The organism is Raskinella chloraquaticus (SeqCode) (assembly GCF_021731865.1).
GTDB classification, from domain to species: Bacteria; Pseudomonadota; Alphaproteobacteria; order Rhizobiales; family UBA4765; genus Raskinella; species Raskinella chloraquaticus.
The window spans coordinates 1-24,399 of sequence record NZ_JAKFWN010000027.1; the positions used below are offsets into that span (position 1 = coordinate 1).

The following is a 24,399-nucleotide window of genomic DNA, read 5'->3' on the forward strand; positions in this document are numbered from 1 at the left end:
TCGATGAGGATCTGATGGTCTTGCCGTTCATCTGGGCTGCGGCTGGAACGCCCAATGCGGTGTTTCGTCTGACGCCGCAGGAACTCCTGGAAATCTCGGGCGGCCACACGGCTGATATCAAGGAAAAGCCCGGCGGTTAGAATACGGTCGGAACGGCTGGCAAGATCAGATCGCTCGGTGGATGAACGTCCGGGCGAGGTCACCACGCCCAAGGGCTCGCGAAGTTATGAGGTCTTGAAGGTCGAGTGGAAGTAACGTGGCGCGCAACTCAGCGTGAGTGCCGTCGCGATCGCTTGACAGGTTCGGGGGCGGTCGATTATCGGTCGAAGCGGGCCCGATATCGGGTTCGACACCACCTATCAGAGGACGAACCTGCAATGCTTCCCAAGATTAATCCTGGACTGACGCGCCGCACACTCGCACTGGGCGTGGCGGCCGCTGCCGCCTGGGCGAGCCTGCCCGTCGTCGGGACGGGGTCCGCTATGGCTGCGGACGGCGATCCAAAGCACAAGGCGCTTTTGGCGGCGGCAGGCGCCTGTTTGGCTGCTGCTGAAATCTGCCACGCCCACTGCCTGAAGGTGCTCGGCACTGGTGACACGTCTCTCAAGATCTGCGCGCCGCTGGTCTCGGCGACAATCCCGGTTTGCCAGGCCCTCGTCCGCCTCGCAGTCCTCGACCATGGCCAGCTGAAGGAATTTGCCAAGGCCTGCTTGAACGTGTGCGCCGATTGCGAGACCGAGTGCCGCAAGCACGCGGGCCACCACGCCGAGTGCAAGGTCTGTGCGGAAGCCTGCGCCGTGTGCATTCGCGAGTGCAAACAGCTTATTTCTGCCTGAGGCGACACGCGCGCATGGCGATCGCTGACCGCCGGTTGTGAACGGGTGACGCGAGTGGGCTAAATCTCGCGCCTAGCGAGTGGCCAGCCGGGTTCCCGCAGCATCATCCGCAACGATGTCGTTGGGCGGGGCGCGCGGATTTGTCGGCAATGCGCCGTTTCGAAACAGAGCGCGCCCGGTGGGGTGGCAGGTGCTGTCATGAGCCCTGACAAGATAACGACGAAAGATCTCACCATATCCCTGGTAAACGAGGCCGTCATTGGCACGCAGGAAATCCTCGCGATGCTGCTGGTAGACGGCAGGCAGTCGATACCATGGCAGGCCGGGATGGCGATGATGGACGAAATGCAGATTGTTGAACAGGAAGAGTGGCCCGAGGATCCAAGAATTCTCGATGATGGCCGTTCGTTTCTCGATCTCGTCGCAGGCGCGATGCTCGGCAAAGGAGCGGATGAAGGTGATGGCGGTTGGCGCCAGCGCGAAGCCGAGCGCATATTGCCAAAAGGGCAGGCCACATATGGCGATGATCCACCACAGGGCGAGTGCGACCCACACACCATGCCAGAGCCAGATGCGAAGCCGTTTGGGCTCGCCGATCAGGATCGCCCGCCCTTCATCGCGCCAGAACATGGCGATTGACCAGAACGGGCCGATGAGCAGCCGCCCGGCGAGGGTTGATTGTGCGGTCACCAGACCACGCTCGAGACGGGACAGTTTCTGCCAGTCCTCGCCGCGCCAGTAGCGACTTTCCGGGTCATCCAGCGGGTCGGTCAGGCGCTCATCGCGATGATGGCAGAGATGGGTCTGGCGGTAGCGCTCATAGGGCAGCCACAGCCAGAGCGGGGGTGTCGCCAGGCCCTCGTTAAGGGCGCGGGAGCGGGTCGGGTGCCCATGCATGATCTCGTGCTGGAGGGAGCCCCACAAGGTGCCACACAGCGCGGCTGCGATGAGCCATAGCGGCAGGGCTATGGCATCGTGAAACCAGGTAAGCCCGAGCCAGGCGCTGTAAACAAGGCCGATCAGAGCAATCGTCGGCCATTCGACGCCAGCACGCGGTGCGACGGCGCGCATGTTGTCTTCGATCATGATGTGGATGTGCCTCCAAGAGTGCGGCCCCGACGAATCACTCTGAAATCACAAGACCTAAGGAATGCAGCCTTGGACACTTATTCGTCAATGGCTTATAACGCTGGAATAATACTTAAGCGCGGGCGCCATGAACGATGATATCGACCTCTCCGCTCTGGCTGACGATGACCTCGTCGTTCAGATGCATCAGGATCTCTATGACGGGCTGAAGGACGAAATCGAGCAGGCGACCCGCATTCTGCTGGCGCGCGGCTGGACGCCCTATGACGTGCTGACAAAAGCCCTCGTTGAAGGCATGCGTATCGTCGGCGTCGATTTCCGTGATGGCATTCTCTTCGTGCCGGAGGTGTTGATGGCTGCCAACGCCATGAAGGCGGGGATGGCGATCCTGCGGCCGTTGCTGGTTGAAACCGGCGCACCCAAGGTCGGCAAGATGGTGATCGGCACCGTCAAGGGCGACATTCATGACATCGGCAAGAATCTGGTGTGCATGATGATGGAAGGCGCCGGGTTCGAGGTGATCGATCTGGGGATCAACACATCGGTCGAGCGCTATCTCGATGCGCTGGAAGCCCACCGCCCCGAAATTCTTGGCATGTCAGCCCTGCTCACCACGACAATGCCCTATATGAAGGTGGTGATTGAAGCGATGAAGGCGAAGGGCATCCGCCATCAGCATATTGTTCTGGTCGGAGGCGCGCCGGTCAATGAACGGTTCGCCGAGGAAATCGGCGCTGACGCCTATTGTCGCGATGCCTCGGTTGCGGTTGAGACAGCGCGCCGCCTGATCACGCAAGGCGCAGCACGGACGGCGTGAGCGCGGACAGGCTGTTTCCGCGCGAATTTGAAAAGCGCGCCGGTCGCTCACTCCATTCTTGACGCAGAGGCGCGAATTAGGTAGTCACAACGCCGCTGGCGCGGCTGATGAAGCCGCGCCGCATCTTTTGGTGGCAGCCGGCGCGGTTGTCGTCAAAGCGGGCGCAAGCGACCTGGTGGTCGCATGCACCGTCACCAATTCCGGTCAACGACTGAAAAAGCCGACCGCCTTTGCAGGTTGGGACGAACGAGGTCAACAATGTTCGCAGTCATCAAAACCGGCGGCAAGCAGTACAAGGTTGCCGCCGAGGATGTGATTACGATTGAGCGCCTGCCCGGTGAGGCAGGCGAAACGATCATTTTCAACGACGTTCTGCTGGTGCAGGACGGGGCCGGCCTGCAGGTCGGTGCACCGATGGTCTCGGGCGCGTCGGTTGCCGGCATGCTGGTTGAACAGGCGCGCGGACCGAAGGTGATCGCCTTCAAGAAGCGGCGCCGGCAGAATTCGCGGCGCAAGCGCGGTCATCGCCAGGATCTGTCGATCGTCAAGATCACTGACATCCTGCTGGGCGGTGCCAAGCCGTCGGTCAAAGCCAAGGCAGCCAAGCCGGAAGCAGCACCCATGCCCGCCCCTGCGGCAGGCACGGCAGGTGCGGCCGGCCATAATCTGTCGTTGATTTCCGGCATCGGACCGACGATCGAAAAGAAGCTGATTGCAGCCGGCATCACCAGCTGGAGCCAGATTGCTGCCTGGGGTCCGGATGAGCTTGCCAAATTCGACAAGGAACTGGCGCTGCGTGGTCGCGCGACGCGTGAGGAATGGGTCGAGCAGGCGAAGGAACTTCTCGCCGGCAAGCCACCTCGCGCCAAGGTCGATCAGGCGGAACTGGCTACAGACAGCAAAAATAAGTAAGTTCGGGTATTCTTTTTCTCAATTCCTCCCACGGGAGACGGTGACATGGCACATAAAAAAGCAGGCGGCTCATCGCGTAACGGTCGCGATTCCGAATCGAAGCGGCTTGGCGTCAAGAAATTTGGCGGCGAGACGGTGATCTCGGGCAACATCATCGTGCGTCAGCGCGGCACGCGTTGGCATGCGGGTGCGAATGTCGGCATGGGCAAGGACCATACGCTGTTCGCCACCGCCGAGGGCGTGGTGCGCTTTCGTACCTCCAAGGGCGGCAAGCAGAGCGTAGCGGTGCTCCCGCCGGTTCCAGTCGCTGCCGAGTGACCCTGCCGGGCGCTCGATTGTTCCGCGCCCCGACCGTATGATTATCAACAGGGGAGGCGGGCATCCGCCTCCCTTTGTTGTTCAATATTCCCTCTCGAATTCGACCAGTCGCACATGAAATTCCTTGATCAGGCCAAGATATGGGTGAAGGCCGGCGATGGTGGCGCGGGCGCGGTGTCGTTTCGTCGTGAGAAATTCATTGAATATGGCGGGCCTGACGGTGGCGATGGCGGGCGCGGTGGCAGTGTCATCGTCGAATGTGTGCAGGGTCTCAATACGCTCATCGATTACCGCTATCAGCAGCATTTCAAGGCCAAGATCGGCGGCCACGGCATGGGGCGCAATCGCCATGGCGCCAACGGTGCCGACGTGGTGCTGAAAGTCCCGCTCGGCACGCAGATCTTTGATGCAGACGATGAGAATTTGCTCGCTGATTTCACGGAGATCGGCCAGAAACTGGTGATTGCCAAAGGCGGCAATGGCGGTTTCGGCAATGCCTATTTCAAATCGTCGGTCAACCGTGCGCCGCGCCATGCCAATCCCGGCCTTGAGGGCGCGGAGATGTGGCTGCTCTTCAAGCTGAAACTCATCGCTGATGCCGGGCTGGTCGGCCTGCCCAATGCCGGCAAGTCAACCTTTCTGGCAAGCGTCTCGGCCGCCCGGCCGAAGATTGCCGATTATCCGTTCACCACCCTTCATCCTGGTCTCGGCGTGGTGCGTGTGGGCGAGCGTGATTTCGTGCTTGCGGACATTCCGGGCCTCATCGAAGGCGCGCATGAAGGGGCGGGGCTGGGTGATCGTTTCCTCGGCCATGTCGAACGCTGCGGCGTATTGCTGCATCTGATTGATGCGACCGGTCCCGATCCGATTGGCGCCTACCGCATTGTGCGCGAGGAACTGGCAGCCTATGGCCAGGGTCTCGACAGCAAGGATGAAATTCTGGCGCTCAGCAAGATCGACGCGCTTGATGCGCCATCGCTCGCGGCGATTGCCGCAAGCCTGCACGAGGAAACGGGCCGCGCGCCCTATCTCCTGTCAGCGGTGTCGGGTGCCGGGGTGCGCGAGGTGCTGTTTGCGCTGCTCGCGATCATCGATCGTGCACGCGGCAGCGAGGATCGCGTCGATATGGCGGAGGTGCCGCTCTCGCCTGCGCCCTGGTCACCCTGAACGCGGAGGGTCGGCATGGGCCGCAAACTTTCCGATTTTCGCCGCGTCGTCATCAAGATCGGGTCAGCAACGCTTGTCGATAGCCTCAAGAGCGAGGTGCATGAAGCATGGCTGGCGGCGATGGTGGAGGATATTGCCCGTCTGACTGCTGCCGGCACACAGGTGCTGGTCGTCTCGTCGGGCGCGATTGCCCTTGGCCGCAATTTACTGAAGCTTGGCCGCGGGGTTCTGGCGCTTGAAGAAAGTCAGGCGGCGGCTGCCATTGGCCAGATCGCTCTGGCACGTGCGTGGTCGCAGGCGCTGCAGGTTCACCGCATGGTGGCGGGGCAGATACTCCTTACATTGCAGGACACTGAAGAGCGGCGGCGCTATCTCAATGCACGGGCGACGATCGAGACATTGCTTGCCCATGGCGCGGTGCCGGTCATCAATGAAAACGATACCGTAGCGACCACGGAAATCCGTTATGGCGACAATGACCGTCTGGCAGCGCGCGTTGCGTCCATGGTGAGCGCCGACTGCCTGGTTCTGCTCTCTGATATCGACGGGCTTTATACGGCGCCGCCGGCGCGCGATCCGGATGCAAGCCTGATTGCCGAAGTTGACAGCATCACGCCGCAGATCGAGGCGATGGCCGGCGCCTCGGCCAATGAGCTGGCGCGGGGCGGCATGGCAACCAAGATCGAGGCGGCCAAGATCGCGCTCGCCTCAGGCACCTTCATGGTCATTACCTCGGGGGCGGGCGCGCACCCCCTTGCCCGTCTCGATGCCGGAGGGCGGGCGACGTGGTTCCTGCCCAAGGGCGATCCTGTCACGGCGCGCAAGGCATGGATCGCGGGGGCGCTGGAGCCACGTGGCGCGGTTGTCATCGATGACGGGGCGGCGCGCGCTTTGTCCACGGGCAAGAGCCTGCTTCCCGCTGGCGTGCTGCGCGTTGAAGGGCAGTTTTCGCGCGGTGACGCGGTGATCATCAAACGGGCTGATGGCCATGAAATGGGCCGGGGCCTGGTTGCCTATGATATCAGCGATGCGCAGCTTCTGGTCGGCAAGAAGTCGCAGGATATCGCTGCTGTCCTTGGCTTCAAGGGGCGCAGCGCTATGATCCATCGCGATGACATGACGCTTGCGGGCGGCGCGGGCAGATGAATTACATGCTTTGGCCGCCCCCTCTTTCTTTTCTTGGCTGCTTCCTTTTCTATGGTGATGCCAGACGCAAGGGACGATCATGAACATCCCGCTCACGCCCAGCAACGCTGCAACAGTCGAGGCCTTGCTGCTCACCATGGGCGGGCAGGCGCGTGCGGCACAGGCTGTCGTGCGCCGGCTCGACAGCCGCACAAAAAAGGCCGGGCTTGCAGCGATGGCGCAGGCGATCCGCGCGGCAAGTGATGCCATTCTGGCTGCCAATGATCATGATCTTGCGGCAGCCGCACAGAAAGGCCTGGCATCGTCGTTTGTTGATCGCATGCGCCTTGATGGCGCAAAGGTTGAGGCCATAGCAGCCGGCATCGAGACGATCGCCGCACTGGCTGATCCGGTTGGCAAGGTGCTTGCCAGCTGGACACAGGCCAACGGCCTTGTGATCGAGCGCGTCGCCCGGCCCATCGGGGTCATCGGCATCATTTATGAAAGCCGTCCCAATGTGACGGCTGACGCTGGCGCGCTGTGTTTTGCTGCCGGCAATGCCGCCATTCTGCGCTCCGGGTCAGACAGCCTTGCTTCGGCTCAGGCCATCCACGGCGCCATGGTTTCAGGGCTTGATAAAGCGGGCATCGACCGCCACGCGATCCAGCTGGTGGGGAGTGCTGACCGCGCCGCCGTTGGTGCCATGCTGGCCGGGCTCGACGGCGCAATCGATGTCATCGTGCCGCGCGGCGGCAGAAGCCTGGTTGAGCGGGTGATGGCGGAAGCGCGGGTGCCGGTATTCGCCCATCTTGAGGGCGTGTGCCACATCTATGTCGATCACACGGCTGATCTGGCGATGGCCGAGCGGATCGTCCTCAATGCCAAGATGCGGCGCCCGGAAGTCTGCGGCGCAGCCGAAACCCTGCTGGTTGAGAAGGCGGCTCTTGCCTCGCATCTTGCGCCTCTCGTCAACGCGCTCATCGCTGCGGGGTGCGAAGTGCGGGGCGATGCGGCGACGCTCGCTCTCGATCCGCGCGTACGGTCCGCCAGTGACGCTGACTGGCATGCTGAATATCTGGCGCCCATCATCGCGGTGCGCGTGGTCGATGACATCGACGCGGCGATGGCGCATATCGCGCGCTACGGATCAAGCCATACGGAGGCGATCGTCACCGGTGATGCGATTGCCGCCGAGCGCTTCCTCAACGAGGTTGATTCAGCCATCGTCCTCCATAACGCCTCGACGCAGTTTGCCGATGGCGGGGAATTCGGCATGGGTGCCGAGATCGGCATCGCCACCGGGCGGCTTCATGCGCGCGGTCCGGTTGGGGTGGAACAGCTGACATCGTTCAACTACCGCCTGCGCGGGCATGGCCAGATCCGGGCCTGAGGCAATGCTGCGCTGGCTGCTCATCGGTTTCATAACAACGGCGGGGCTGGCCCTGTTATCGAACCTGATCGCCCGTTTTGCCACTGTCAGGCGCAAGGGTCAGGATGTGCATCGCCTCACCCCATCCGGCCCGATGTTGTGGACGGTGCTGGTGATGGCGTTTGGCATCAGCGTGGTGATCTGGCTCTCTTCCTATGTGCGCGATTATTCGGGGGCACTCGCGCTCGTGATGTGCGTGGTCTACATCGTGGTCATCGCTGCCCTCGCGTGCTTTCTTCTGTTCCATCACGTCTTCTGGACGGTCGAGGGGATCGGTTCGTGGGACCCGTGGCGCAAGGGACGCTTCGTGCGGTGGAACGAGGTTCGCGCCATTCGGCACTTGAGCCTGATCGGGGTCATATGCGTCGATGACGGGATCAGCACGATCATCTATTCGCCATTCTTCAGCGGCGCCTCCGCTCTGGCCGCCTTCCTGGCGCGACGCAATATCGGAGGCGCAAGGTGAGACAGGTTGCCGGCGCGCGGCTGGTTTCCTTGCCGGCGCACGCGGCGGGCCAGCGCATCGGTCTGTTCGGCGGCAGTTTCAATCCGGTGCATGCCGGCCATGTGGCGGTGATGACAACCGCCCTGGCGCGCCTGGCGCTCGACCGTTTGTGGGTGCTGGTCACGCCGGGCAATCCGCTGAAGGACAGCGCCAGGCTGCCTGATGTTGCCACCCGCACTGCCGCCCTGCGATCCTTGATTGCTGATCCGCGGATCATCATCAGCGATATCGAGGCGCGCGCTGGCCTCAGATATTCCTGCGATACTATCGACTATCTCACGCGTCGTTGCCCGCATGTCCGTTTTGTGTGGGTGATGGGCGCTGACAATCTGGCCCATTTTCATCGCTGGCAGGATTGGGAACGCATCGCTGCCACCGTGCCGCTTGCGATCATTGATCGGCCGGGAGCAAGCTATGCGCCGCTGTCGTCGCGGGCGGCCCAAGCGTTGCGCGCCTGCCGCCGGCGTGAACGCGATGCCGATCAGCTTGCCCTCATGGCGCCGCCCGCCTGGATTTTTCTTCATGCGCGGCGCATGCCCCAGTCCTCAACCATGCTGCGCGAGCGCAAGGGCGCTGATCATTCCGGTTGAAAATTCGCTTAAATCTACCTATTCTTAATGATTGCATCGCAGCATGCGCTTGTTAGCGTGGTGTTGATGTTCCTGAGCAGGAAAGGATATCCCACTGATCACCGCAACGCGGTCCGGGTCCCCTGAGACCCTTCACGACCTCTCCGTTCCCGGCCTGGCCGAAGCGGAAGCCACCTTGCACCTTATCCTCGCCGCGCTTGACGATGCCAAAGGCGAGGAGATTGTTGCCATTCCACTTTACGGGAAGACCTCCATCGCCGATTTCATGGTGGTGGCAACCGGCCGGTCGGGGCGCCATGTGTCGGCGATGGCCGAGCAAGTGCAGATCGCCTTGAAAAAAGCGGGAAACACGCATCTGCGTGTTGAAGGCCTGAAGCAGGGCGATTGGGTGCTGGTCGATCAGGGTGATATCATCATCCATCTCTTCCGGCCCGAAGTGCGCTCATTCTACAATCTTGAAAAGATGTGGTCGGATGATCGCCCCAAGGAGAGGCCGGCGGCCTGAGCGCGTTATTCTGCCTGGCGGAGAGTTCGTTTGCGCATCATCATCCGGTCCGTCGGCAAAGCTGCGGCGGGCGAGGAAGGGGCGTTGGCGGCGCGTTACCTCAAACGTGCCGAACAGTTTGGTCGCGCCTTCGGTGTAACAAAAGTCGACATTCGCGAAATCGCCGAAAGCCGGGCGCGCAGTGCCGCAGAACGCAAGATGGCGGAAGCGGCGTTGCTGGCGCCGGAGGCCGGCAGCCGCCAGGTTCTGGTTGCGCTTGACCAATCGGGCCGGAATCTGTCGAGCGAGGCGTTCGCCGGATTGCTGGGGCAATGGCGGGAAGCGGGCAAGGAGAGCGTCACATTTGTGATTGGCGGCGCTGACGGGCTGGCGCCGGGGCTCATCACGGCGGCTGATCACGTCCTGTCGCTGGGCGCTGCCACCTGGCCGCACCTGCTGGCTCGCGCCATGCTGCTGGAACAGATTTATCGTGCTTTCACCATTTTAACCGGTCATCCCTATCATCGGGCGTGACGCGTGAGCATAATGCGTTGGCCGGCGGATGGAGGGACGGAACCCCTGATGGAATTTACGCTGCCGAAACGAACCAGGTATTGGCCGGTGGCGGCACGTCTGGCGGCGGGCGTCGGGCTTTGCCTGTGGCTATGGCAGGCGCCATCAGGCGTGATGGCGCAGCCAAGCGCCGAGCGCCTTGAAAGCGAGCGCCAGCAGCGGGCTGGCGAACTGGAAGAAATCAATGCCCGCCTGTCGCTTGATGGCGCGACGCTTCGCCGCTTTGAAGATGAAATCGATGCCCTCAGGCGCGACCGGCAGGAGCTGGCACGCCAGGCTGTCCTCGCTGCCAGCGCTGTTCAGCAGGCGGAAAGCGATATTTCGGCTGGCGAAGCGCGGCTGGGCGACCTCGCCCGCCAGGAAATCGCTGCGCGTGAGGTTCTCGCCGGCAAACGCGACATCATCGCCGAGCTTCTGGCCGCCTTGCAGAAAATGAGCCGCAACCCGCCGCCCGCCATTCTTGTGGCGCCGGAAAGCGCGCTGCAGACCGTCCGTTCAGCCATTGTGCTGGGGGCGGTTTTGCCGGAGTTGCGGGGCGAGCTTGAGGTCGTGCTTAAAGATCTGGAGCAGGTGCGCTCCATCCGCACAGCCATCGCGACCGAGATTTCGATCCGGCAACGGCAATTGTTCACGCTGGGCGAGACGCGCACCCGACTTGATCTCCTGACCGAGGAAAAAAAACGTCAGCTGGCCAGTTCCGAGCAGAATGTGCGCCTCAGCCGGCAGCGCATTGAAGAGTTGGCCAAGGACGCGCAGAACACACGTGATCTTTTGTCGCGCCTCGACAGCGCGCTCGACATCGCCCAGAAAGCTGACGCTGCGGCCAAGGCGGCAGCTGCTTCTGCCGCCGCATCTGCCCCGGCCGATAACGTTGACGTGAACCGCGATGGCACGCCGCGCGCCGGCGACCGGCGGGTTGCCGCCCTGCCTTCGGCCAAATTGCCGCAGGCCGGCCCTGCCTTCGAGCAGATCAAGGGGCAGGTCACTTTGCCTGCTTCCGGCCAGATTCTCAGGCGATACGGGGATGATGACGGGATCGGTGGGACATCTCGTGGTGTTTTCCTGCGCACGCGCGCGGGGGCAACCGTCACGTCGCCAGCCGAGGGCTGGATCGTCTATGCCGGCTCTTTCCGCTCCTATGGCCAGATCGTCATTGTCAATGTCGGTGGTGGTCATCACATCTTGCTGGCAGGCATGGAGAAGATTACGGTCGAGCCTGGTCAATTTGTTCTTGCCGGTGAGTCCCTGGCCCAGATGGGCCAAACCATTCTTGCAACCGCAGCAGCGTTGGATCTCGATTCCTCGCGGCCGGTACTCTATATTGAGTTCAGAAAAGACGGGGTGACCGTCGATCCAGGCCCGTGGTGGGCAACGAATTCGGAAAAGGCGCGCGGATAATGCAGAAGACATCTTACATGGTTCTTGGAGCGGTCCTGGGCGTCGGCACCATGCTGGCGACATCGCATCTGCAGTTCTTTGCGCCGGCGCAAGGACGAGGCGCGACGGCTGATACCTATCGCCAGCTCAATCTTTTCGGTGATGTGTTCGAGCGCGTGCGTGCCGATTATGTCGATCAGCCGAAAGATGAGCAGCTGGTCGAATCCGCTCTGAACGGCATGCTGTCAGCGCTTGATCCGCATTCCGGCTACCTGTCGGCCCGCAGCTTCCGTGACATGCAGGTGCAGACGCGCGGTGAATTCGGCGGTCTTGGCATCGAAGTGACGATGGAGAACGGGCTGGTCAAGGTCGTGGCCCCCATCGACGACACGCCGGCAGCACGCGCCGGGGTTCGCCCCGGTGATCTCATCGTTTCGCTCGACGGGGATCAGGTGCTTGGCCTCACCTTGCAGCAGGCGGTCGAGAAAATGCGCGGCTCTATCGGCAGCGCCATTTCCATCAAGGTACAGCGGCCGGGTCTCGACGAGCCGGTCGAGATCAAGATCGTCCGTGACATCATCAAGATCGTTTCGGTGCGTTCGCGCCAGGAAGGCGAGGATGTCGGCTATATCCGCATCACCCAGTTCAACGAACAGACAACGGATGGTGTACGCAACGCAATCGAGCAGATCTCGACGGCGCTGGGCCCAAAACTGAAGGGTTTTATTCTCGACCTACGCAATAATCCTGGCGGGCTGCTCGACCAGTCGATCAAGGTGTCGTCGGCGTTCATCGACCGCGGCGAGATCGTTTCAACGCGTGGCCGCCGTCCCGAGGATACAAGGCGGGAATATGCGCGTGGCGGCGACCTGACCAAGGGCAAGCCGATGATCGTGCTCGTCAATGGCGGTTCGGCCTCCGCTTCCGAAATCGTCTCGGGTGCGCTGCAGGACCACAAGCGGGCGACCATTCTCGGCACCCGCTCCTTCGGCAAAGGGTCGGTCCAGACCATTATTCCGCTTGGCCAGCAGAACGGGGCGATACGTCTGACAACTGCCCGCTATTTCACACCGTCGGGTCGCTCGATCCAGGCGCTGGGGATTGATCCGGACATTCTGCTGCAGCCTGACCTGCCGGAAGCCGACCGGGCCAAGACCGAGACCAAGGGCGAGGCGGCGCTGCGTGGTCATCTGAAGGCCGAAGGCGAAGAGAAAACGGCGTCCTCAAGCTATGTCGCCGCCAACCCGCTGGAAGACAATCAGTTGCAGATGGCGCTGTCGCTGATGCGCGGGCAGACGCAGAATGCCGCCTTCCCGCCGCAGGCGACCCCTGGCAAGCAGGGTTCGGTTCGCTAAATTCGGCTTTTTGTAAACGCGGTTAACCTTTCGTTACCAACCCTTGTGCAAGCGTGACATGCACAGGGGTTGGTGGCGACACTTTCATGGCAACAGCAATCGACACGCTCTATCGCCCGCTCGCGGGCTGGGTGCAGAACAGGCGCATCAGGATCAAGATCGGTCTTGTCCCCGTTCTTTGCCTGTGGGTGCTGGTTGCCGGCGGTGTCGCGGCATGGGTGCTTCTGGTTAAAGATCCTTATGGCGGCGAGCCGATTATCCAGGCGTCGCTGCCAGTCATCGCGCCGCCATCAGCATCGCCCACGCCGGCGCATGAAGCTGACGAAGCCGCAGCGCCGGTGGCCGCGGGCGAGGATGGCAGCGCGGCGCCGGCAGGCGAGCATTCGCAGGTCAAGATCATCACGCCCGGTGGAGCGTCCGGTCAGGGCCAGGTACGGATTATCGATGTTCCCAACGCGCCTGGCAGTCGCGTGCTGCGCGCGGCGCCCGAGCCGCGGCTGGTGGAGAAGAGCCGTCACGGGCTGCTTCCCAGGATCGCGCCTGATGGCACGAAGCCGTCGGCGTTCTACGCGCGCCCCTTCGATCCGGCCGCCTCCAACCGGTCAAGCGCCGCGCCACGCATTGCCGTTCTGTTTGGCGGGCTTGGCCTGTCAGCCAATCTGACCAGTGAAGCGATTGCCAAATTGCCAGCTGAAGTCACGCTCGCCTTCGCGCCTTACGGCTCCGCCCTGCAGGCGCAGGTCAACAAAGCGCGCTCCGACGGCCATGAGGTGATGCTTCACATGCCCATGGAGCCCTTTGATTTTCCAGCCAACGATCCCGGGCCGCAAACCCTGCTGTCGACGCTAACGGTTGATCAGAATGTCGACCGGCTGCATTGGGCGATGACGCGGTTTTCCGGTTTCACCGGGCTTGCCAACTATATGGGCGCGAAGTTTGTGACCAGCGAGGAGGGGCTGAAGACGCTGTTTACAGAATTGAAGCGTCGCGGTCTGAGCTTTGCCGATGATGGTTCGGCGGCGCGCTCGCGCACGCGCGAGATTGCCCGCCAGACCGGTATTGCCTTCACACGCGGGGCGCTGACGATTGATGCGGTGCCGACCCAGCAGCGGATCGATGAAGCGCTCGCCGCCCTTGAAAGCGAAGCGGAGCAGAAGGGCTTTGCGATGGGCGTTGCCTCGGCGCTGCCGATTTCGATCGAGCGCGTGGCGCGCTGGGCCAAGGCGATAGAGCGCAAGGGTTTTGTTCTGGTGCCGGTCAGCGTGCTGACATCGGCGACGAAGTAGGCTGAGTTGATCAAGTGGTGTTCGCTTGCGCGAGGATGATCATTCACACAGCAAGATTTGTGCAGATGTGCAACACCATAAGTGGCCTGGCGCCGGTTAAAGCGATGTTATAGCGGATTGCCTTCGTGATGATGATTGATCGACACCCTGACTATCGCCCCTGCGTCGGGGTCATGCTGATCAATGGCGATGGTCTCGTCTTTGTCGGCAAGCGTAAAAAGGAACGCGGCAGCACATTGCCCTCTCATCCCTGGCAGATGCCGCAAGGTGGCATTGACGACGGGGAGGCACCTCAGGCCGCCGCCTTTCGCGAATTGCATGAAGAAACCAATGTGCGCAGTGCCAGCGTTCTTGGGGAAACGCCCGACTGGTATCGCTATGACATTCCGAAAACCTATGGGGCGAAGGTGCGCTCCTGGCGTGGCCAGACGCAGAAATGGTTCGCGCTGCGGTTTAACGGGGTGGATGAGGAAATTGATGTTCTGCGACCGGGCGATGGGGCCTACAAGGCCGAGTTCAGCGCCTGGCGCTGGGTAAAGGCGGCTGAACTGCCGGGGCTCGTTGTGCCTTTCAAGCGCGATGTCTATCTCAAGGTACTGACCGCCTTTCGACCATTCGTCAGCGACTGAACATCATCATCGCATCGAGGCAGCGCTGTCGCCGGCTGCCTGCAGATAGCGGCGCCTCGTTGCGGCATCGGCGCGGTTCATATCGTAGAGACCGAGATAGCGGATCGCGGCGCCAGGGCGGATGGTGGCGCGCAGAAGGCGTTTGACGATGAGGCGCGGCGGATCGCCCATCAGACGCGCCCGCCAGCGCGTGCCGCCATAGGTGGCGATCACCAGCAGGCGGCGCAGATTATGCAGACAGGGCCGAGCCTTGCCTTTCTTCATCTCGAACGACACGCCAGGCAAGAAGACGCGGTCGAAGAAGCCCTTGAGGATCGCCGGAAAGCCAAAATTCCAGATCGGCGTGACAATCACCAGTGCGTCAGCTGCCTGAAGGCGTCGCACGTAATCCACGACCGGCGCGCGGTTATCGGGAATCGCGTGGTAGCCAAGGCGCTCGCCCCGGCTCAGAACGGGATTGAATTTCTCGAGATTGAGATCGAGCATGTCGACAACATGCCCGCCATCCTGAAGGGTTTGAGCGACTTGCCGGTTGATTTCGGCGCAGAAGCTGGTTTCGGCGGGATGGGCGTAGAGAACCAGAACGCGCATCAGCCGACACTGTCCTGCATGCCGGGAAAGAGATAGAGCTTGTCGGAAGAAAAATCATGATGCGGATCGTCCCAGGCAATCATTTTGCCGGGATTGAGCAACCCTTTGGGGTCAGCCTCGCGTTTGAAAGCAAGCTGCACCGGATTTGATTGTTTCATACCGCCTTCCTCCAGCGTGTAGCGGTGCGGGTTGAAGACCGGACAACCATTGTCTTCAAACAGGCGGACGATCTCGTCCAGCCGCTCAACGCTGGTGAAGCGCAGCAGGGGCAGGCCGAAGGCGGTGACGGCGCCGTTGAAGCGGGTGAATTCAAGATGGACCGGCACCTCATCGCCCAGCAGATGATGCATGCGCTCGACAAGCGCCAGGTGGCCGGGTGCGGGATAGAGCACCTGCAGATAGGTGATCGTCGGGTCCACCCGCAGCGCCCGCAATGTCGTGTGGTTCCATGTCAGCTCATAGACCGGTGGCAGACCCTTGCTGTCGCTAGCGCTTACGGCATCGGAACGAAAAGTGATGCGCCCCTTATACTGCTCGACCGCCCATTGAAACGCGTCGATGGCGTGCGGGGCGATCATCGCAATGATGACGCTGTCATTGCGGGTCAGGAATTTCTGATGGCGCAGGAAGTAGTCGAACGGCACGGGAGCACCGACCACCGCCAACTCCTTTTTCAACAGCCCGTCCATCACGCCAAGCTCATTGGCGCAGCGCGCGGCGCTCATCACGTCATCGAAGCTGACGAGCGCCTCGATCCATTCGTAAGCGGGCGCCAGCGGCATCTCGACTTCAGTGATGATGCCGTTGGTGCCATAGGCATGCGAGACCTTGTGGAGGTCAGCGCCGCGAATATCGAGAATGCGCGGCGTTGCTTCCATCGTCAGCACGCGCAGGCGGATGATGTTGCCCAGATCGCGCAATCCCCCCCACTGGATCGACCCGACACCGCCCGAGCCGCCGGCAATGAAACCGGCAATCGTCGCGGTGCGGGCGGTGGAGGGATGGAGGCGCAATTCCTGGTTTGAATGGGCGCGGGCGGCGGCATCGATATCGCCCAGGATGGCGCCGGGGCCCGTGATGACGCGGCCAGCTGCAATGAGACGTATGTCGTTGATAGCCGAAACATCGAGCAACAGCCCGCCGGCAAGCGGCATGGCCTGGCCGTAATTGCCGGTGCCTGCGCCGCGCACGGTCACTGGCACGCCATGGGCAAAGCAGGCGGCAAGCACGCGCAAAATGTCGGCTTCGCTGGTGGCATACACCACGAGGTCAGCGGTGATGTGATCAAGCTGTGATTTCAGCACAGGCGAGTACCAGAAAAAATCCCGGCTCTTCTGTTTGACAATGGCGATGTTTTCTTCAAGGCGCAGGCCGGCCAGCTCAGCTTTCAGTTTGGCAATCGCGGTCATTTTGGCGGTCCGACAAAGGGGTCAAGTTCGGCATAGTCAGGCAGTGTGGTGTCGATGGCCAGGCCAGCGCGTATCACGGTACGGTCGGCTTGCGGGCGGGCCAGGAGTTCGGTCCAGGAACGGGCGCGAAAGAGAACGAGATCAGCGCCGCGCCCGGCGCCGATCCTGCCATATTGCGCCAGCCCCATCATCTGCGCCGGTGCCGCCGTGACGGTGCGTGGCCAGTCGCTGACAGGGTGGTCGAAATGGGCGATACGGGTTGCCTCGCGATAGACTTCCAGCGCATCGAGATCGCCATAAGCATAGAAAGGATCGCGTGTATTGTCGGAAGCCACTGCAACGTCAACCCCCGCAGCCTTCAGTTCGTGCAGAAGCGTGACACCGCGATAGCGCGGGGTGACGCCGGCATGGCGCTCCTGCAGATACATGTTGCACATCGGCAGCGATATGACGGCGATGCCGGCTGCGGCCAGCCGGGCGATGGTGGTGTACTGCTCTTCCTCCGGCTGGCGGGTGAGCGAGCAGCAATGGCCGACCACAATGCGGCCTTCGAAGCGCGTCGCCAGCGCCTTGTCGGCGATCATCGCCAGTGACCGGCTTTCGGGGTCCTGCGTTTCATCAACGTGGAAATCGAGATCAAGCCCGTGCTCGCTGGCGAGTGCAAACACATTGTCGAGGGCGGCTGTGAGATTGGGCGTTCGATAGGTGACGCAGCCAAGCGCGCCGCCGGCCTTGCTCACCAGGCCGGCGATTTTGCTGGCAAACGGGCGCTCGCACAAGAGATCGGCCGAGGCAAGCGACGAAAACTGCAGATCGATGCGGCCTTTCCACGCGGCGCGCAATTCCGGCACCAGCGGCCAGGTGATGTCTTCCTGCCCAAAGGCCGAATCGATGTGGGTGCGGAGGGCGACGGTACCGTGGGCGTGTGCGGCGCGCAGAGAAAAATTCATGCGCGCCCATAGGTCCTCGCGCGACCAATGAGCCTTGCGGTCGTGTTTCACACTGTCGAGCGCACCCTGGAACGTGCCGTCCGGATTGCGTCGGCGCGGCCAGATATGTCCCTTGTCGAGATGAGTATGAACGTCAACAAAGCCGGGAAAGACGATGCCGGAAGCAAGATCGATCCGCGCCACACCTTCTGGCGCCGCATCCGGTGGCAGGACACCCACGATGCGGTCACTGGCGATCATGATCGACAATGCCACCAGATCATCGCTTGACGGCAAATCATCGCCACCATCCACCAGACAACGCGGGGCCCGGGCGTTGGCGATGATGTAATGGCGGTCGGCGGGTAATCGGGCAAAGCCATACTGCATGATCGGCAAAGCAGCATGATGGCGGGTTTCGGGCAAGCCCGCTTTTACAGCACATGTCGCACCTCGTCCCATCTTGCACCGGGCTGGTTCCCTCACTAGCCTTGCGCCATGTTCATCCATCACACGCCAGCCGGCATCCGGCCGCCTTTCGCCCATTACAGTTTTGGAGTTGAGGTGCCAGAGGGCGCCCGTCTGCTCTTCTGTTCGGGGCAACTCGGCATCACGCCAGACGATATCATCCCCGAAAGCGCGGAAGATCAGGCCACGCTGTGCTTTCGGGCGATTGGTCTGGTGCTGGCGTCAGCTGACATGGGCTTTGGCGATCTCGTCCGCCTCAACGCCTATGTCACGTCCGCCGACCATCTTCAGGCGTATATGAAGGTCCGTGACCGGCATATCGCCAGCCCGCCACCGGCGTCGACGCTGATGATTGTCTCAGGCTTTGCCAATCCCGCCTTCAAGGTCGAGATCGAGGCGGTGGCGGCCAGCATGACCATGCGAAAGGATCGCTGATGACCAGGCTGCCCAAGCGCCGCTGGCAGGATATGACCACGCGGGATTTTGCCGGTGCGCCCGGCCATAACTGGGTGGCGATCCTGCCGGTTGCGGCAATCGAGCAGCACGGGCCGCATTTGCCGCTGTCGACCGATACGACGATCGGCGAAGCCTATATGGCGCGTGTGCTTGAATTGCTGCCCGATGATCTTCCTGCGACCTTCATGCCAATCCAGGCCATCGGTAAATCGAATGAGCATATCGCCTCGCCCGGCACGCTCACCCTGTCATGGGACACGCTGACGCGGGTTCTGGTCGAGACCGGCGAAAGTGTGGCGCGGGCAGGGGTGAAGAAGCTTATTCTCGCCAATTCGCATGGCGGCAATATCTCGGTGCTCGACATCGTGGCGCGTGAGTTGCGGGTTGATCATGGCATGCTGGCGGTGGCGACCCACTGGTCGCGGCTGGCCGGGCTTCCCGCCGGCCTCTACAGCGACTGGGAAAATCGTTACGGCATCCATGGTGGCGACATGGAAACCTCGGTGATGCTGGCAGCGCGGCCTGATCTGGTGCACATGGACAAGGCTGAGCGGTTTGCCTCAGCGCAGGAGCGTTTCGCCCAGCGTTTTACTCATTTGCGCGCACATGGCACGGCTGCCTTCGGCTGGCAGGCGCAGGATCTGTCTGATGCGGGGACGGTGGGCGATGCCTCACTTGCCAGCGCCGACAAGGGCCGCGCGACGATTGACCACATCGCCCGCGCCTTCGTCGACCTTATCGCCGATGTGGCGGCATTCGATATGAATGACCTGTTCGAGCCCAATCCCGGGCCTCAAAGATGACCGGCGCGGTCGAGGAATTCCTTGCTGATATCGCGGGTATTGCGGTGGCGACCGATGAGGCCACGATCAAGCTCAAATCGCGCGACTTCTTCTGGTTTTCTCCGATCCTCAAACCACAGCTTGAGACAAAACGGGCGCGCGCCATCGTCAGGCCGGCCAATCGCGAGGAATTGCGGCGTATCATGGCATCTGCCTGCCGTCATCGGGTGGCGTTGACGACACGTGGCGGCGGCACCGGCAATTACGGGCAGAGCGTGCCGCTTGACGGCGGTATTGTGATTGAAACAACCGGGCTTGATCGCCTGCTTGCCAATGTTCCCGGCCTGGTGACGGTCGAGGCCGGCAAGATGATGCTCGATATCGACCGCGAGATCGAGAGCAGCGGTTTTGAATTGCGGATGTTTCCCTCCACCCGCCAGCACGCCACCATCGGTGGCTTCGTGTGCGGCGGGGCGGCTGGCGTCGGCTCATGCACCTGGGGGCAGATTGGTGATCCGGGCGCGGTGCAGGCGTTGCGTCTGATGACGATGGAGGAGGAGCCGCGCGAGCTTCGCCTCGAAGGCGATGAGGTGATGCAGGCGGTCCATGCTTACGGCGTCAACGGTATCGTCACTGAAATCGACCTGCCGACGGCGCCGCTCTTCCCCTGGGCCGAACAGATCGTCGCTTTTCCCAGTTTGATCGCGGCAGCTTCCTTCGGGCAAGGGCTGATCGAGGACCAGGTTATCGCCAAGAAGCTTGTCTCAGTCCATGCACCGGGCATTTCGCCCTATTTGAAGCGGATTGCGCCGCTGGTTGGCGCTGATGAAGCCTTTGCCATCATCATGACCAGCGAACCGCAGCGCCCGTCTGTGTGGCGCCATATCACACGCCATGGCGGGCGCATGGCGTACGAGCGCGACAGCGAGGCAGCCCGGCGGGCGGCATTTTTCCATGATGGCGCGATGCCGCCGCTTTACGAATATTGCTGGAACCACACGACGCTGCACGCCATCCGCCTTGATCCCTCGATCACCTATCTGCAGGTCCTGTTCCCGGCCGGGCGCAATATCGAACGGCTTGCCTGGGCGGAGACGACGTTTGCCGGCGAGATTTTCTGGCATCTCGAATTTCAACGCCGCCTTGGCAGCTTTACCAATTCCTCCCTGCCGCTGGTCAAGTTCACCACGCCCGAGCGGCTCTTCGAGATCATGACGATCCTTGAAGATAACGGGCTTCAGGTCGCCAATCCGCATATCTTCACGCTGGAAGGCAAGGGATGGAAGCGGATCAAGGCGGATCAGGAGGGCCTGAAGCGTCAGTCCGACCCGTATTTCCTGCTCAATCCCGGCCGGTTGCCGAGCCTTGAGGAGGCGCATCGCCGCCAGGCGGCCGAATAGGTGTGGACCCTTGCGCTGTTAGCGGGACGCGCCTTTAATCTGTTCACAAAAAAGCGGGGGAAACAAATGGTCACGGCATCCTATGGCGCCCTGGCGGCGATAGCCAGTCTTGGCATTGGTTTGATCACAGGGGGACAGGCAATGGCAGCAGATGAGGCGGCGCGCGCTGAACTGGCGGCAAGTGGCAAGCTCAGGGTCGGTGTGGCGTTTGCGCCGTCGGCTTCGGCGTTCTTCGTGGTCAAGGATCCCAGCGGCATGCCCAGGGGAATCACGGTTGACCTTGGCGAGGCGCTTGCCAAAAAGCTCGGCGTGCCGGTGGAGATCGTGGCCGCGCCCAATTCCGGAGAGCTTGTCGAACTTACGGCCAAGGCGGCGATTGATGTCGCCTTCATGCCGGTCGATGCCGAGCGCAAGACCAAGGTTGAATTCGGCCCTGCCTATTTCGCGCTGGAGAGCACCTGCATGGTGGCGCCTGGCTCCAGCGTCAGGAGCAATGGCGAGCTGAACCGCGCCGGTACCCGGGTTGTCGGCATCTCCAACACGACGACCGTTCGCAAGGCCCGCGAGACGATGCCGCTTGCCACCGTAACCGATGTCGCTTCCGTCGGTGAGGCGATCGCGCTGATCAAGGCCGGACAGGTTGATGCCGTGGCCCTGTCACGCGATTCGCTGACAGGCCTCGTCAAGGACGTGCCGGGTGCGCGCATTCTCGATGACGCGTTCCAGACAACAGGAATTGCCATTGCGGTGCCCAAGGGCAGGCCGGCGGCGCTCGCCTATGCCAGCGCCTTTATCGAGGAGGCAAAGGCAAATGGTCTGCTGCGTCAGGTCTTCGACAAGGCCGGGCGGCAGAACGACAAGATTGCGCCTGCCGGTGCCCGTTACTGAAACAGACGGTCAGTATTCAATGCGCAGCCCGCCTTCGATGCTGCTGGAGGACTGGGCGACGCCGGGGATGTTTGAGTCAACGCGTGAATAGACATAGCGTGTGGTAAAGGACACGTTGCGGTTGAACCGCCAGGTGAGGGCCAGAATGCTCATCAGCCGTTTGTCCGCGCGGGTGATGCCGGCGAACTGGTCAAGGCCGAGGTTGAGCGTGGCGGTGGCCAGAAGATTGCGCTGAAAGGCGTGTTCGACGGTGAAGAAGAGATCGCGGGTAAAGCCGCCGGTCGAGCCACCGACCTGCTGGCTGTCGAGGACGCCGCTGCGGGCCATGAAGCGCAAGGTTGTGAGGCCGGAGAGCTGATAGGCGAGCGCGCCATCAACGGTCAACCCTTCAACGTTCGGGATGGTCGGCTCGCGCTGGCGTTGCAGCAGGTAGCCCAGCGCCACTTCGCCATTCAGCGCCGGTCCGAGGTTGAAGGCCAGGCCACCGCGGGGCGTCAGCCCTTCCGATCCCTGACGAAGGCCGAACAGATCAACGGGGACCTGGTAGTTGCGGCGGTTGAACGCCACTTCCGCAAACGGACTGAATTGCGGCGTGATGTCGTAAGTGCCGCGCAAGGTGATTGTGGTGATGTCGAGATTGCGGCTGGTATTCGACAGGCTGCCGCCGCCGACGAGCTGCGTTTGGCCATAGCGCAGCGCATCGAACTGCCCGCGCAGCCGCACCGCGACACGGCCGAAGCGCTGGGTGATGGCGGCATTGGCGGTCGTGGTGTCGAGATCAGGTCGACCAAAGGCGGTTACCGGCAGGTTGAAGGTAAAGGCACTGTCGGGCACGCGGCGGAAGCCGGCGCCGAAATCAAGCTGAGTATCGCGACGCACATCGATGCGCCCGGTCGCCTGGACGTCGATATTGTTGCGCGCTTCAACTTGCGAGGTGAAGAAATCCTCGCGTTCATAGCGCAGCCGCAAGCCAAGCGCATGATTGCTCCAGTTGGAATTGATCAGGACTTCGGCGGCATTGCGGGTGAAGCCGGTGCGGGTCTGACCGGTGGTATTGCCGTTGGCGTTATTGGTAAAGCCAACTCCGCTTTCAACCGCCGGGCGCAGCGTGAAGGCGCCGATGGTGATGCCAAGCGGCGCGTAGGGGTTGGGATCGGGTATTGAGGCTGGCTGGGGTGCCACCGGCGCGGGCGGCGGCGGCCCGCTGGTGGTGGAGGCGCGCGGATCGAGGACGGGTGCAAGGACAGGCGGCGTGATCTGGGTGCGCAGCGGGGCTCGCACCACGGCCTGAACGGCAGCGCTGGTGCGTGGAACGGGGCGCGGCGGCGGGCGGGTGGATGCAGGATCGAGCGGGTCGGCGGGCGGCTGGGTCGTGGTGTCGAGACGTGTCGCGCTATCGGTGTCGGAGGCAGGTGCGAGAGCGCCTCGCAGCCCGGTTTGCGGCGCGTTGCGCGGGAGCGGCAGAGCATCGTCGGGATTGACCAGAAGCGGGTCTTCCGGCGCAGGCGCGCGTTGAGCGAAAGCGGGGTCGCACAGGCACAGGGCTGCCGCCGCCAACGCGGCAAGGCCAGCGCGCCTCATCGACCGCGTAGTCCCTGCTCTCATCCTCTCCACCACCTGCACTGGTGAACGGACGGTAAATGCGCGTGGTTAACCAGTGGTTACGTTGCGGGTTGCAGATGCATTCGGGGTTTCACCCGGTCCGGTGAAAGGCTAGGATTGCATCGAACAGGAATGGGCTGATGAACGGTTTGAATTCACCTCTGCGCAAAGAAGCTGTGCTTGACGCGGTGGCTTCGGCTATCCGGACGATCGAGGCCGAGCGTGCCGGCCTTGATCTCCTGGTCCACACGCTTGCCGGGCCTACCGGTCTTGCCTTCCATCGCTGTGTTGCAGCGGTACTTGCAGGCAAAGGGCGGGTCATCGTGACCGGCATCGGCAAATCGGGGCATGTCGGGCGCAAGATTGCAGCTACACTTGCCTCGACCGGTACGCCTGCCTATTTCGTCCATCCTGGCGAAGCCTCGCATGGCGATCTTGGCATGATCCAGACGGATGATGTGATTCTCGCCTTGTCGTGGTCAGGCGAAACTGCGGAACTCGCGCCTGTGGTCGCCTATGCGACGCGCTTTTCGGTGGCTCTTTACGCCGTCACCTCGGATGAGGGGTCGGCGCTCGCCAGGGCGGCGGACGGGGCCATGATCCTGCCCAAGGCGGCGGAAGCCTGTCCCAACGGGCTGGCGCCCACCACGTCGACGACCATGCAAATGGCGCTTGGCGATGCACTTGCCGTTGCCCTTCTGGAAGCGCGCGGGTTCACGGCGCGTGAATTCGGCCTGCTCCATCCGGGCGGGCGTCTGGGTGCCGGCCTGAAGCTTGCGCGCGAACTCATGCATGGCGGGGAGGCACTGCCGCTGGTGCGGAAAGGTACGACGATTGCCGAGGCCATCGTGCCGATGAGCGCCAAGCGGTTTGGTTGCGTTGTCGTCGTGGATGAGAGCGGGCGACTGGCTGGCCTTTTCACGGATGGTGATCTGCGCCGGGCGCTGGCGGCAAAATCCCTTCACGGCGTTGTCGACAGTGTCATGACCAAGGCGCCGCGCACCATCGCGCCCGACACGCTGGCTGCCGAAGCGGTCGAGATGATGCAGAGCGGCTCGATCACCGTTCTTGTCGTGGTCGAGGATGAGCGGCCGGTCGGCCTGCTCCATCTTCATGATCTGCTGCGGGTCGGCGTCGTGTGAGGCGTTTTTCTAGAGCGGCTTCAGATCTGATTCAATCGAATTTTCCGCTCTATCTTCTTGTTTTGTCGCATTTTCTGTCAGCCAACCAGTATCCAGCTGGCCGGAAAATGCTCTAGAGCATGCTGTTTTCAGACGGAAGCATATCCTGAGTTTCTGAGATAGTTTGCGCATTCGTTCGGGGCGAAGAGGTCGAGGAGATCACCAGCCTTTCGCCATGTGGCCTCGACAGTTCGGGGCGCT

25 protein-coding genes are annotated in these 24,399 nt (G+C 62.2%); 20 read left to right on the plus strand and 5 right to left on the minus strand.

The annotated features are described in order from the left end of the window. Positions 1-377: 377 nt before the first annotated feature. The gene (locus tag ACINK1_RS09790; RefSeq protein ID WP_395760095.1) at positions 378-836 is read left to right on the plus strand and encodes a Csp1 family four helix bundle copper storage protein; all 459 of its coding nucleotides are present in this window, start codon (positions 378-380) and stop codon (positions 834-836) included. A 72-nt stretch (positions 837-908) separates the two neighbouring features. Here the strand turns inward: ACINK1_RS09790 and ACINK1_RS09795 are convergent, their stop codons facing one another. Further along, the gene (locus ACINK1_RS09795; protein ID WP_395760096.1) at positions 909-1,922 is read right to left on the minus strand and encodes a fatty acid desaturase; all 1,014 of its coding nucleotides are present in this window, start codon (positions 1,920-1,922) and stop codon (positions 909-911) included. 130 nt (positions 1,923-2,052) lie between these two features. Here ACINK1_RS09795 and ACINK1_RS09800 point away from each other — a divergent pair, with 130 nt between their 5' ends. The 14 genes from ACINK1_RS09800 (at position 2,053) to ACINK1_RS09865 (ending at position 14,492) form a co-directional block, all read left to right on the plus strand. Continuing rightward, on the plus strand, positions 2,053-2,742 hold the full coding sequence (locus ACINK1_RS09800; protein WP_395760097.1) for a corrinoid protein: 690 nt from the start codon (positions 2,053-2,055) through the stop codon (positions 2,740-2,742). 258 nt (positions 2,743-3,000) lie between these two features. Then, positions 3,001-3,654 (plus strand): 50S ribosomal protein L21, encoded by a 654-nt coding sequence (locus tag ACINK1_RS09805; RefSeq protein ID WP_376801874.1) that lies wholly within the window; start codon positions 3,001-3,003, stop codon positions 3,652-3,654. 45 nt (positions 3,655-3,699) lie between these two features. Further along, a complete protein-coding gene (gene rpmA, locus ACINK1_RS09810) occupies positions 3,700-3,972 on the plus strand; it encodes a 50S ribosomal protein L27 (RefSeq protein WP_376801873.1) in 273 nt (90 codons plus the stop codon). A 114-nt stretch (positions 3,973-4,086) separates the two neighbouring features. Continuing rightward, positions 4,087-5,139 carry a GTPase ObgE gene (gene obgE / locus ACINK1_RS09815; protein WP_376801872.1) on the plus strand — a complete coding sequence of 351 codons (1,053 nt, stop codon included), beginning with the start codon at positions 4,087-4,089 and terminating at the stop codon, positions 5,137-5,139. Positions 5,140-5,154: 15 nt separating this feature from the next. Then, entirely contained in the window at positions 5,155-6,285 is a 1,131-nt protein-coding gene (gene proB / locus ACINK1_RS09820) for a glutamate 5-kinase (protein ID WP_376801870.1), read from the plus strand. Positions 6,286-6,364: 79 nt separating this feature from the next. Further along, positions 6,365-7,654, plus strand: coding sequence for a glutamate-5-semialdehyde dehydrogenase (locus tag ACINK1_RS09825; protein WP_376801869.1), 1,290 nt, complete (start codon positions 6,365-6,367; stop codon positions 7,652-7,654). 4 nt (positions 7,655-7,658) lie between these two features. Further along, positions 7,659-8,159 (plus strand): hypothetical protein, encoded by a 501-nt coding sequence (locus ACINK1_RS09830; protein ID WP_376801868.1) that lies wholly within the window; start codon positions 7,659-7,661, stop codon positions 8,157-8,159. After that, the gene (locus ACINK1_RS09835; protein WP_376801867.1) at positions 8,156-8,788 is read left to right on the plus strand and encodes a nicotinate-nucleotide adenylyltransferase; all 633 of its coding nucleotides are present in this window, start codon (positions 8,156-8,158) and stop codon (positions 8,786-8,788) included. Before ACINK1_RS09830 ends, ACINK1_RS09835 begins: the two co-directional genes overlap by 4 nt. Positions 8,789-8,963: 175 nt before the next feature. Then, positions 8,964-9,293 (plus strand): ribosome silencing factor, encoded by a 330-nt coding sequence (gene rsfS, locus ACINK1_RS09840; RefSeq protein WP_376801866.1) that lies wholly within the window; start codon positions 8,964-8,966, stop codon positions 9,291-9,293. Positions 9,294-9,323: 30 nt separating this feature from the next. Continuing rightward, complete coding sequence (gene rlmH, locus ACINK1_RS09845) at positions 9,324-9,806, plus strand: 23S rRNA (pseudouridine(1915)-N(3))-methyltransferase RlmH (RefSeq protein ID WP_376801865.1); 483 nt, start codon at positions 9,324-9,326, stop codon at positions 9,804-9,806. Positions 9,807-9,854: 48 nt separating this feature from the next. Further along, positions 9,855-11,243: a murein hydrolase activator EnvC gene (locus tag ACINK1_RS09850; RefSeq protein ID WP_376801864.1), complete on the plus strand. Its 1,389-nt coding sequence runs from the start codon at positions 9,855-9,857 to the stop codon at positions 11,241-11,243. Then, the gene (locus tag ACINK1_RS09855) at positions 11,240-12,577 is read left to right on the plus strand and encodes a S41 family peptidase (RefSeq protein WP_376801924.1); all 1,338 of its coding nucleotides are present in this window, start codon (positions 11,240-11,242) and stop codon (positions 12,575-12,577) included. The genes ACINK1_RS09850 and ACINK1_RS09855 overlap by 4 nt, the downstream gene beginning before the upstream one ends. Before the next feature lie 86 nt (positions 12,578-12,663). Next, the gene (locus ACINK1_RS09860; RefSeq protein ID WP_376801863.1) at positions 12,664-13,863 is read left to right on the plus strand and encodes a divergent polysaccharide deacetylase family protein; all 1,200 of its coding nucleotides are present in this window, start codon (positions 12,664-12,666) and stop codon (positions 13,861-13,863) included. A 128-nt stretch (positions 13,864-13,991) separates the two neighbouring features. Then, positions 13,992-14,492, plus strand: a complete 501-nt coding sequence (locus ACINK1_RS09865; protein WP_376801862.1) for an RNA pyrophosphohydrolase — start codon at positions 13,992-13,994, stop codon at positions 14,490-14,492. Positions 14,493-14,498: 6 nt separating this feature from the next. On the opposite strand, the gene ACINK1_RS09870 is transcribed toward ACINK1_RS09865, so the two are convergent. The 3 genes from ACINK1_RS09870 to ACINK1_RS09880 are packed head-to-tail and all read right to left on the minus strand — an operon-like array spanning position 14,499 to position 17,811. Beyond that, positions 14,499-15,083, minus strand: coding sequence for an NAD(P)H-dependent oxidoreductase (locus ACINK1_RS09870; protein ID WP_376801861.1), 585 nt, complete (start codon positions 15,081-15,083; stop codon positions 14,499-14,501). Further along, positions 15,083-16,492: an FAD-binding oxidoreductase gene (locus ACINK1_RS09875; RefSeq protein ID WP_376801860.1), complete on the minus strand. Its 1,410-nt coding sequence runs from the start codon at positions 16,490-16,492 to the stop codon at positions 15,083-15,085. Before ACINK1_RS09875 ends, ACINK1_RS09870 begins: the two co-directional genes overlap by 1 nt. Next, complete coding sequence (locus tag ACINK1_RS09880) at positions 16,489-17,811, minus strand: cytosine deaminase (RefSeq protein ID WP_376801859.1); 1,323 nt, start codon at positions 17,809-17,811, stop codon at positions 16,489-16,491. Before ACINK1_RS09880 ends, ACINK1_RS09875 begins: the two co-directional genes overlap by 4 nt. A gap of 108 nt (positions 17,812-17,919) precedes the next feature. Between ACINK1_RS09880 and ACINK1_RS09885 the strand changes: the two genes are divergently transcribed. The 4 genes from ACINK1_RS09885 to ACINK1_RS09900 all read left to right on the plus strand — a co-directional run bounded on the left by ACINK1_RS09885 (position 17,920) and on the right by ACINK1_RS09900 (position 21,415). Then, positions 17,920-18,324 (plus strand): RidA family protein, encoded by a 405-nt coding sequence (locus ACINK1_RS09885; RefSeq protein WP_376801858.1) that lies wholly within the window; start codon positions 17,920-17,922, stop codon positions 18,322-18,324. After that, positions 18,324-19,148, plus strand: coding sequence for a creatininase family protein (locus ACINK1_RS09890; RefSeq protein ID WP_376801857.1), 825 nt, complete (start codon positions 18,324-18,326; stop codon positions 19,146-19,148). Before ACINK1_RS09885 ends, ACINK1_RS09890 begins: the two co-directional genes overlap by 1 nt. Continuing rightward, a complete protein-coding gene (locus tag ACINK1_RS09895; protein ID WP_376801856.1) occupies positions 19,145-20,527 on the plus strand; it encodes an FAD-binding oxidoreductase in 1,383 nt (460 codons plus the stop codon). Before ACINK1_RS09890 ends, ACINK1_RS09895 begins: the two co-directional genes overlap by 4 nt. Before the next feature lie 66 nt (positions 20,528-20,593). After that, the gene (locus ACINK1_RS09900) at positions 20,594-21,415 is read left to right on the plus strand and encodes a transporter substrate-binding domain-containing protein (RefSeq protein WP_376801855.1); all 822 of its coding nucleotides are present in this window, start codon (positions 20,594-20,596) and stop codon (positions 21,413-21,415) included. A 9-nt stretch (positions 21,416-21,424) separates the two neighbouring features. Here ACINK1_RS09900 and ACINK1_RS09905 read toward each other — a convergent pair whose 3' ends face one another. Next, positions 21,425-22,996: an outer membrane beta-barrel protein gene (locus tag ACINK1_RS09905; protein ID WP_376801854.1), complete on the minus strand. Its 1,572-nt coding sequence runs from the start codon at positions 22,994-22,996 to the stop codon at positions 21,425-21,427. 161 nt (positions 22,997-23,157) lie between these two features. Here ACINK1_RS09905 and ACINK1_RS09910 point away from each other — a divergent pair, with 161 nt between their 5' ends. Then, positions 23,158-24,159, plus strand: a complete 1,002-nt coding sequence (locus ACINK1_RS09910) for an SIS domain-containing protein (protein ID WP_376801853.1) — start codon at positions 23,158-23,160, stop codon at positions 24,157-24,159. The last annotated feature ends 240 nt before the right edge of the window (positions 24,160-24,399 follow it).

Coding starts and splice junctions, on each gene's coding strand:
- ACINK1_RS09905 (WP_376801854.1), bottom strand. CDS start 22,996: ATGAGGCGCGCTGGCCTTGCCGCGTTGGCGGCGGCAGCCCTGTGCCTG.
- ACINK1_RS09830 (WP_376801868.1), top strand. CDS start 7,659: ATGCTGCGCTGGCTGCTCATCGGTTTCATAACAACGGCGGGGCTGGCC.
- ACINK1_RS09865 (WP_376801862.1), top strand. CDS start 13,992: ATGATGATTGATCGACACCCTGACTATCGCCCCTGCGTCGGGGTCATG.
- ACINK1_RS09790 (WP_395760095.1), top strand. CDS start 378: ATGCTTCCCAAGATTAATCCTGGACTGACGCGCCGCACACTCGCACTG.
- ACINK1_RS09850 (WP_376801864.1), top strand. CDS start 9,855: ATGGAATTTACGCTGCCGAAACGAACCAGGTATTGGCCGGTGGCGGCA.
- ACINK1_RS09875 (WP_376801860.1), bottom strand. CDS start 16,492: ATGACCGCGATTGCCAAACTGAAAGCTGAGCTGGCCGGCCTGCGCCTT.
- ACINK1_RS09900 (WP_376801855.1), top strand. CDS start 20,594: ATGGTCACGGCATCCTATGGCGCCCTGGCGGCGATAGCCAGTCTTGGC.
- ACINK1_RS09910 (WP_376801853.1), top strand. CDS start 23,158: ATGAACGGTTTGAATTCACCTCTGCGCAAAGAAGCTGTGCTTGACGCG.
- ACINK1_RS09890 (WP_376801857.1), top strand. CDS start 18,324: ATGACCAGGCTGCCCAAGCGCCGCTGGCAGGATATGACCACGCGGGAT.
- obgE (WP_376801872.1), top strand. CDS start 4,087: ATGAAATTCCTTGATCAGGCCAAGATATGGGTGAAGGCCGGCGATGGT.
- ACINK1_RS09825 (WP_376801869.1), top strand. CDS start 6,365: ATGAACATCCCGCTCACGCCCAGCAACGCTGCAACAGTCGAGGCCTTG.
- ACINK1_RS09795 (WP_395760096.1), bottom strand. CDS start 1,922: ATGATCGAAGACAACATGCGCGCCGTCGCACCGCGTGCTGGCGTCGAA.
- proB (WP_376801870.1), top strand. CDS start 5,155: ATGGGCCGCAAACTTTCCGATTTTCGCCGCGTCGTCATCAAGATCGGG.
- ACINK1_RS09800 (WP_395760097.1), top strand. CDS start 2,053: ATGAACGATGATATCGACCTCTCCGCTCTGGCTGACGATGACCTCGTC.
- ACINK1_RS09870 (WP_376801861.1), bottom strand. CDS start 15,083: ATGCGCGTTCTGGTTCTCTACGCCCATCCCGCCGAAACCAGCTTCTGC.
- rpmA (WP_376801873.1), top strand. CDS start 3,700: ATGGCACATAAAAAAGCAGGCGGCTCATCGCGTAACGGTCGCGATTCC.
- ACINK1_RS09860 (WP_376801863.1), top strand. CDS start 12,664: ATGGCAACAGCAATCGACACGCTCTATCGCCCGCTCGCGGGCTGGGTG.
- ACINK1_RS09895 (WP_376801856.1), top strand. CDS start 19,145: ATGACCGGCGCGGTCGAGGAATTCCTTGCTGATATCGCGGGTATTGCG.
- ACINK1_RS09880 (WP_376801859.1), bottom strand. CDS start 17,811: ATGCAGTATGGCTTTGCCCGATTACCCGCCGACCGCCATTACATCATC.
- ACINK1_RS09805 (WP_376801874.1), top strand. CDS start 3,001: ATGTTCGCAGTCATCAAAACCGGCGGCAAGCAGTACAAGGTTGCCGCC.
- ACINK1_RS09885 (WP_376801858.1), top strand. CDS start 17,920: ATGTTCATCCATCACACGCCAGCCGGCATCCGGCCGCCTTTCGCCCAT.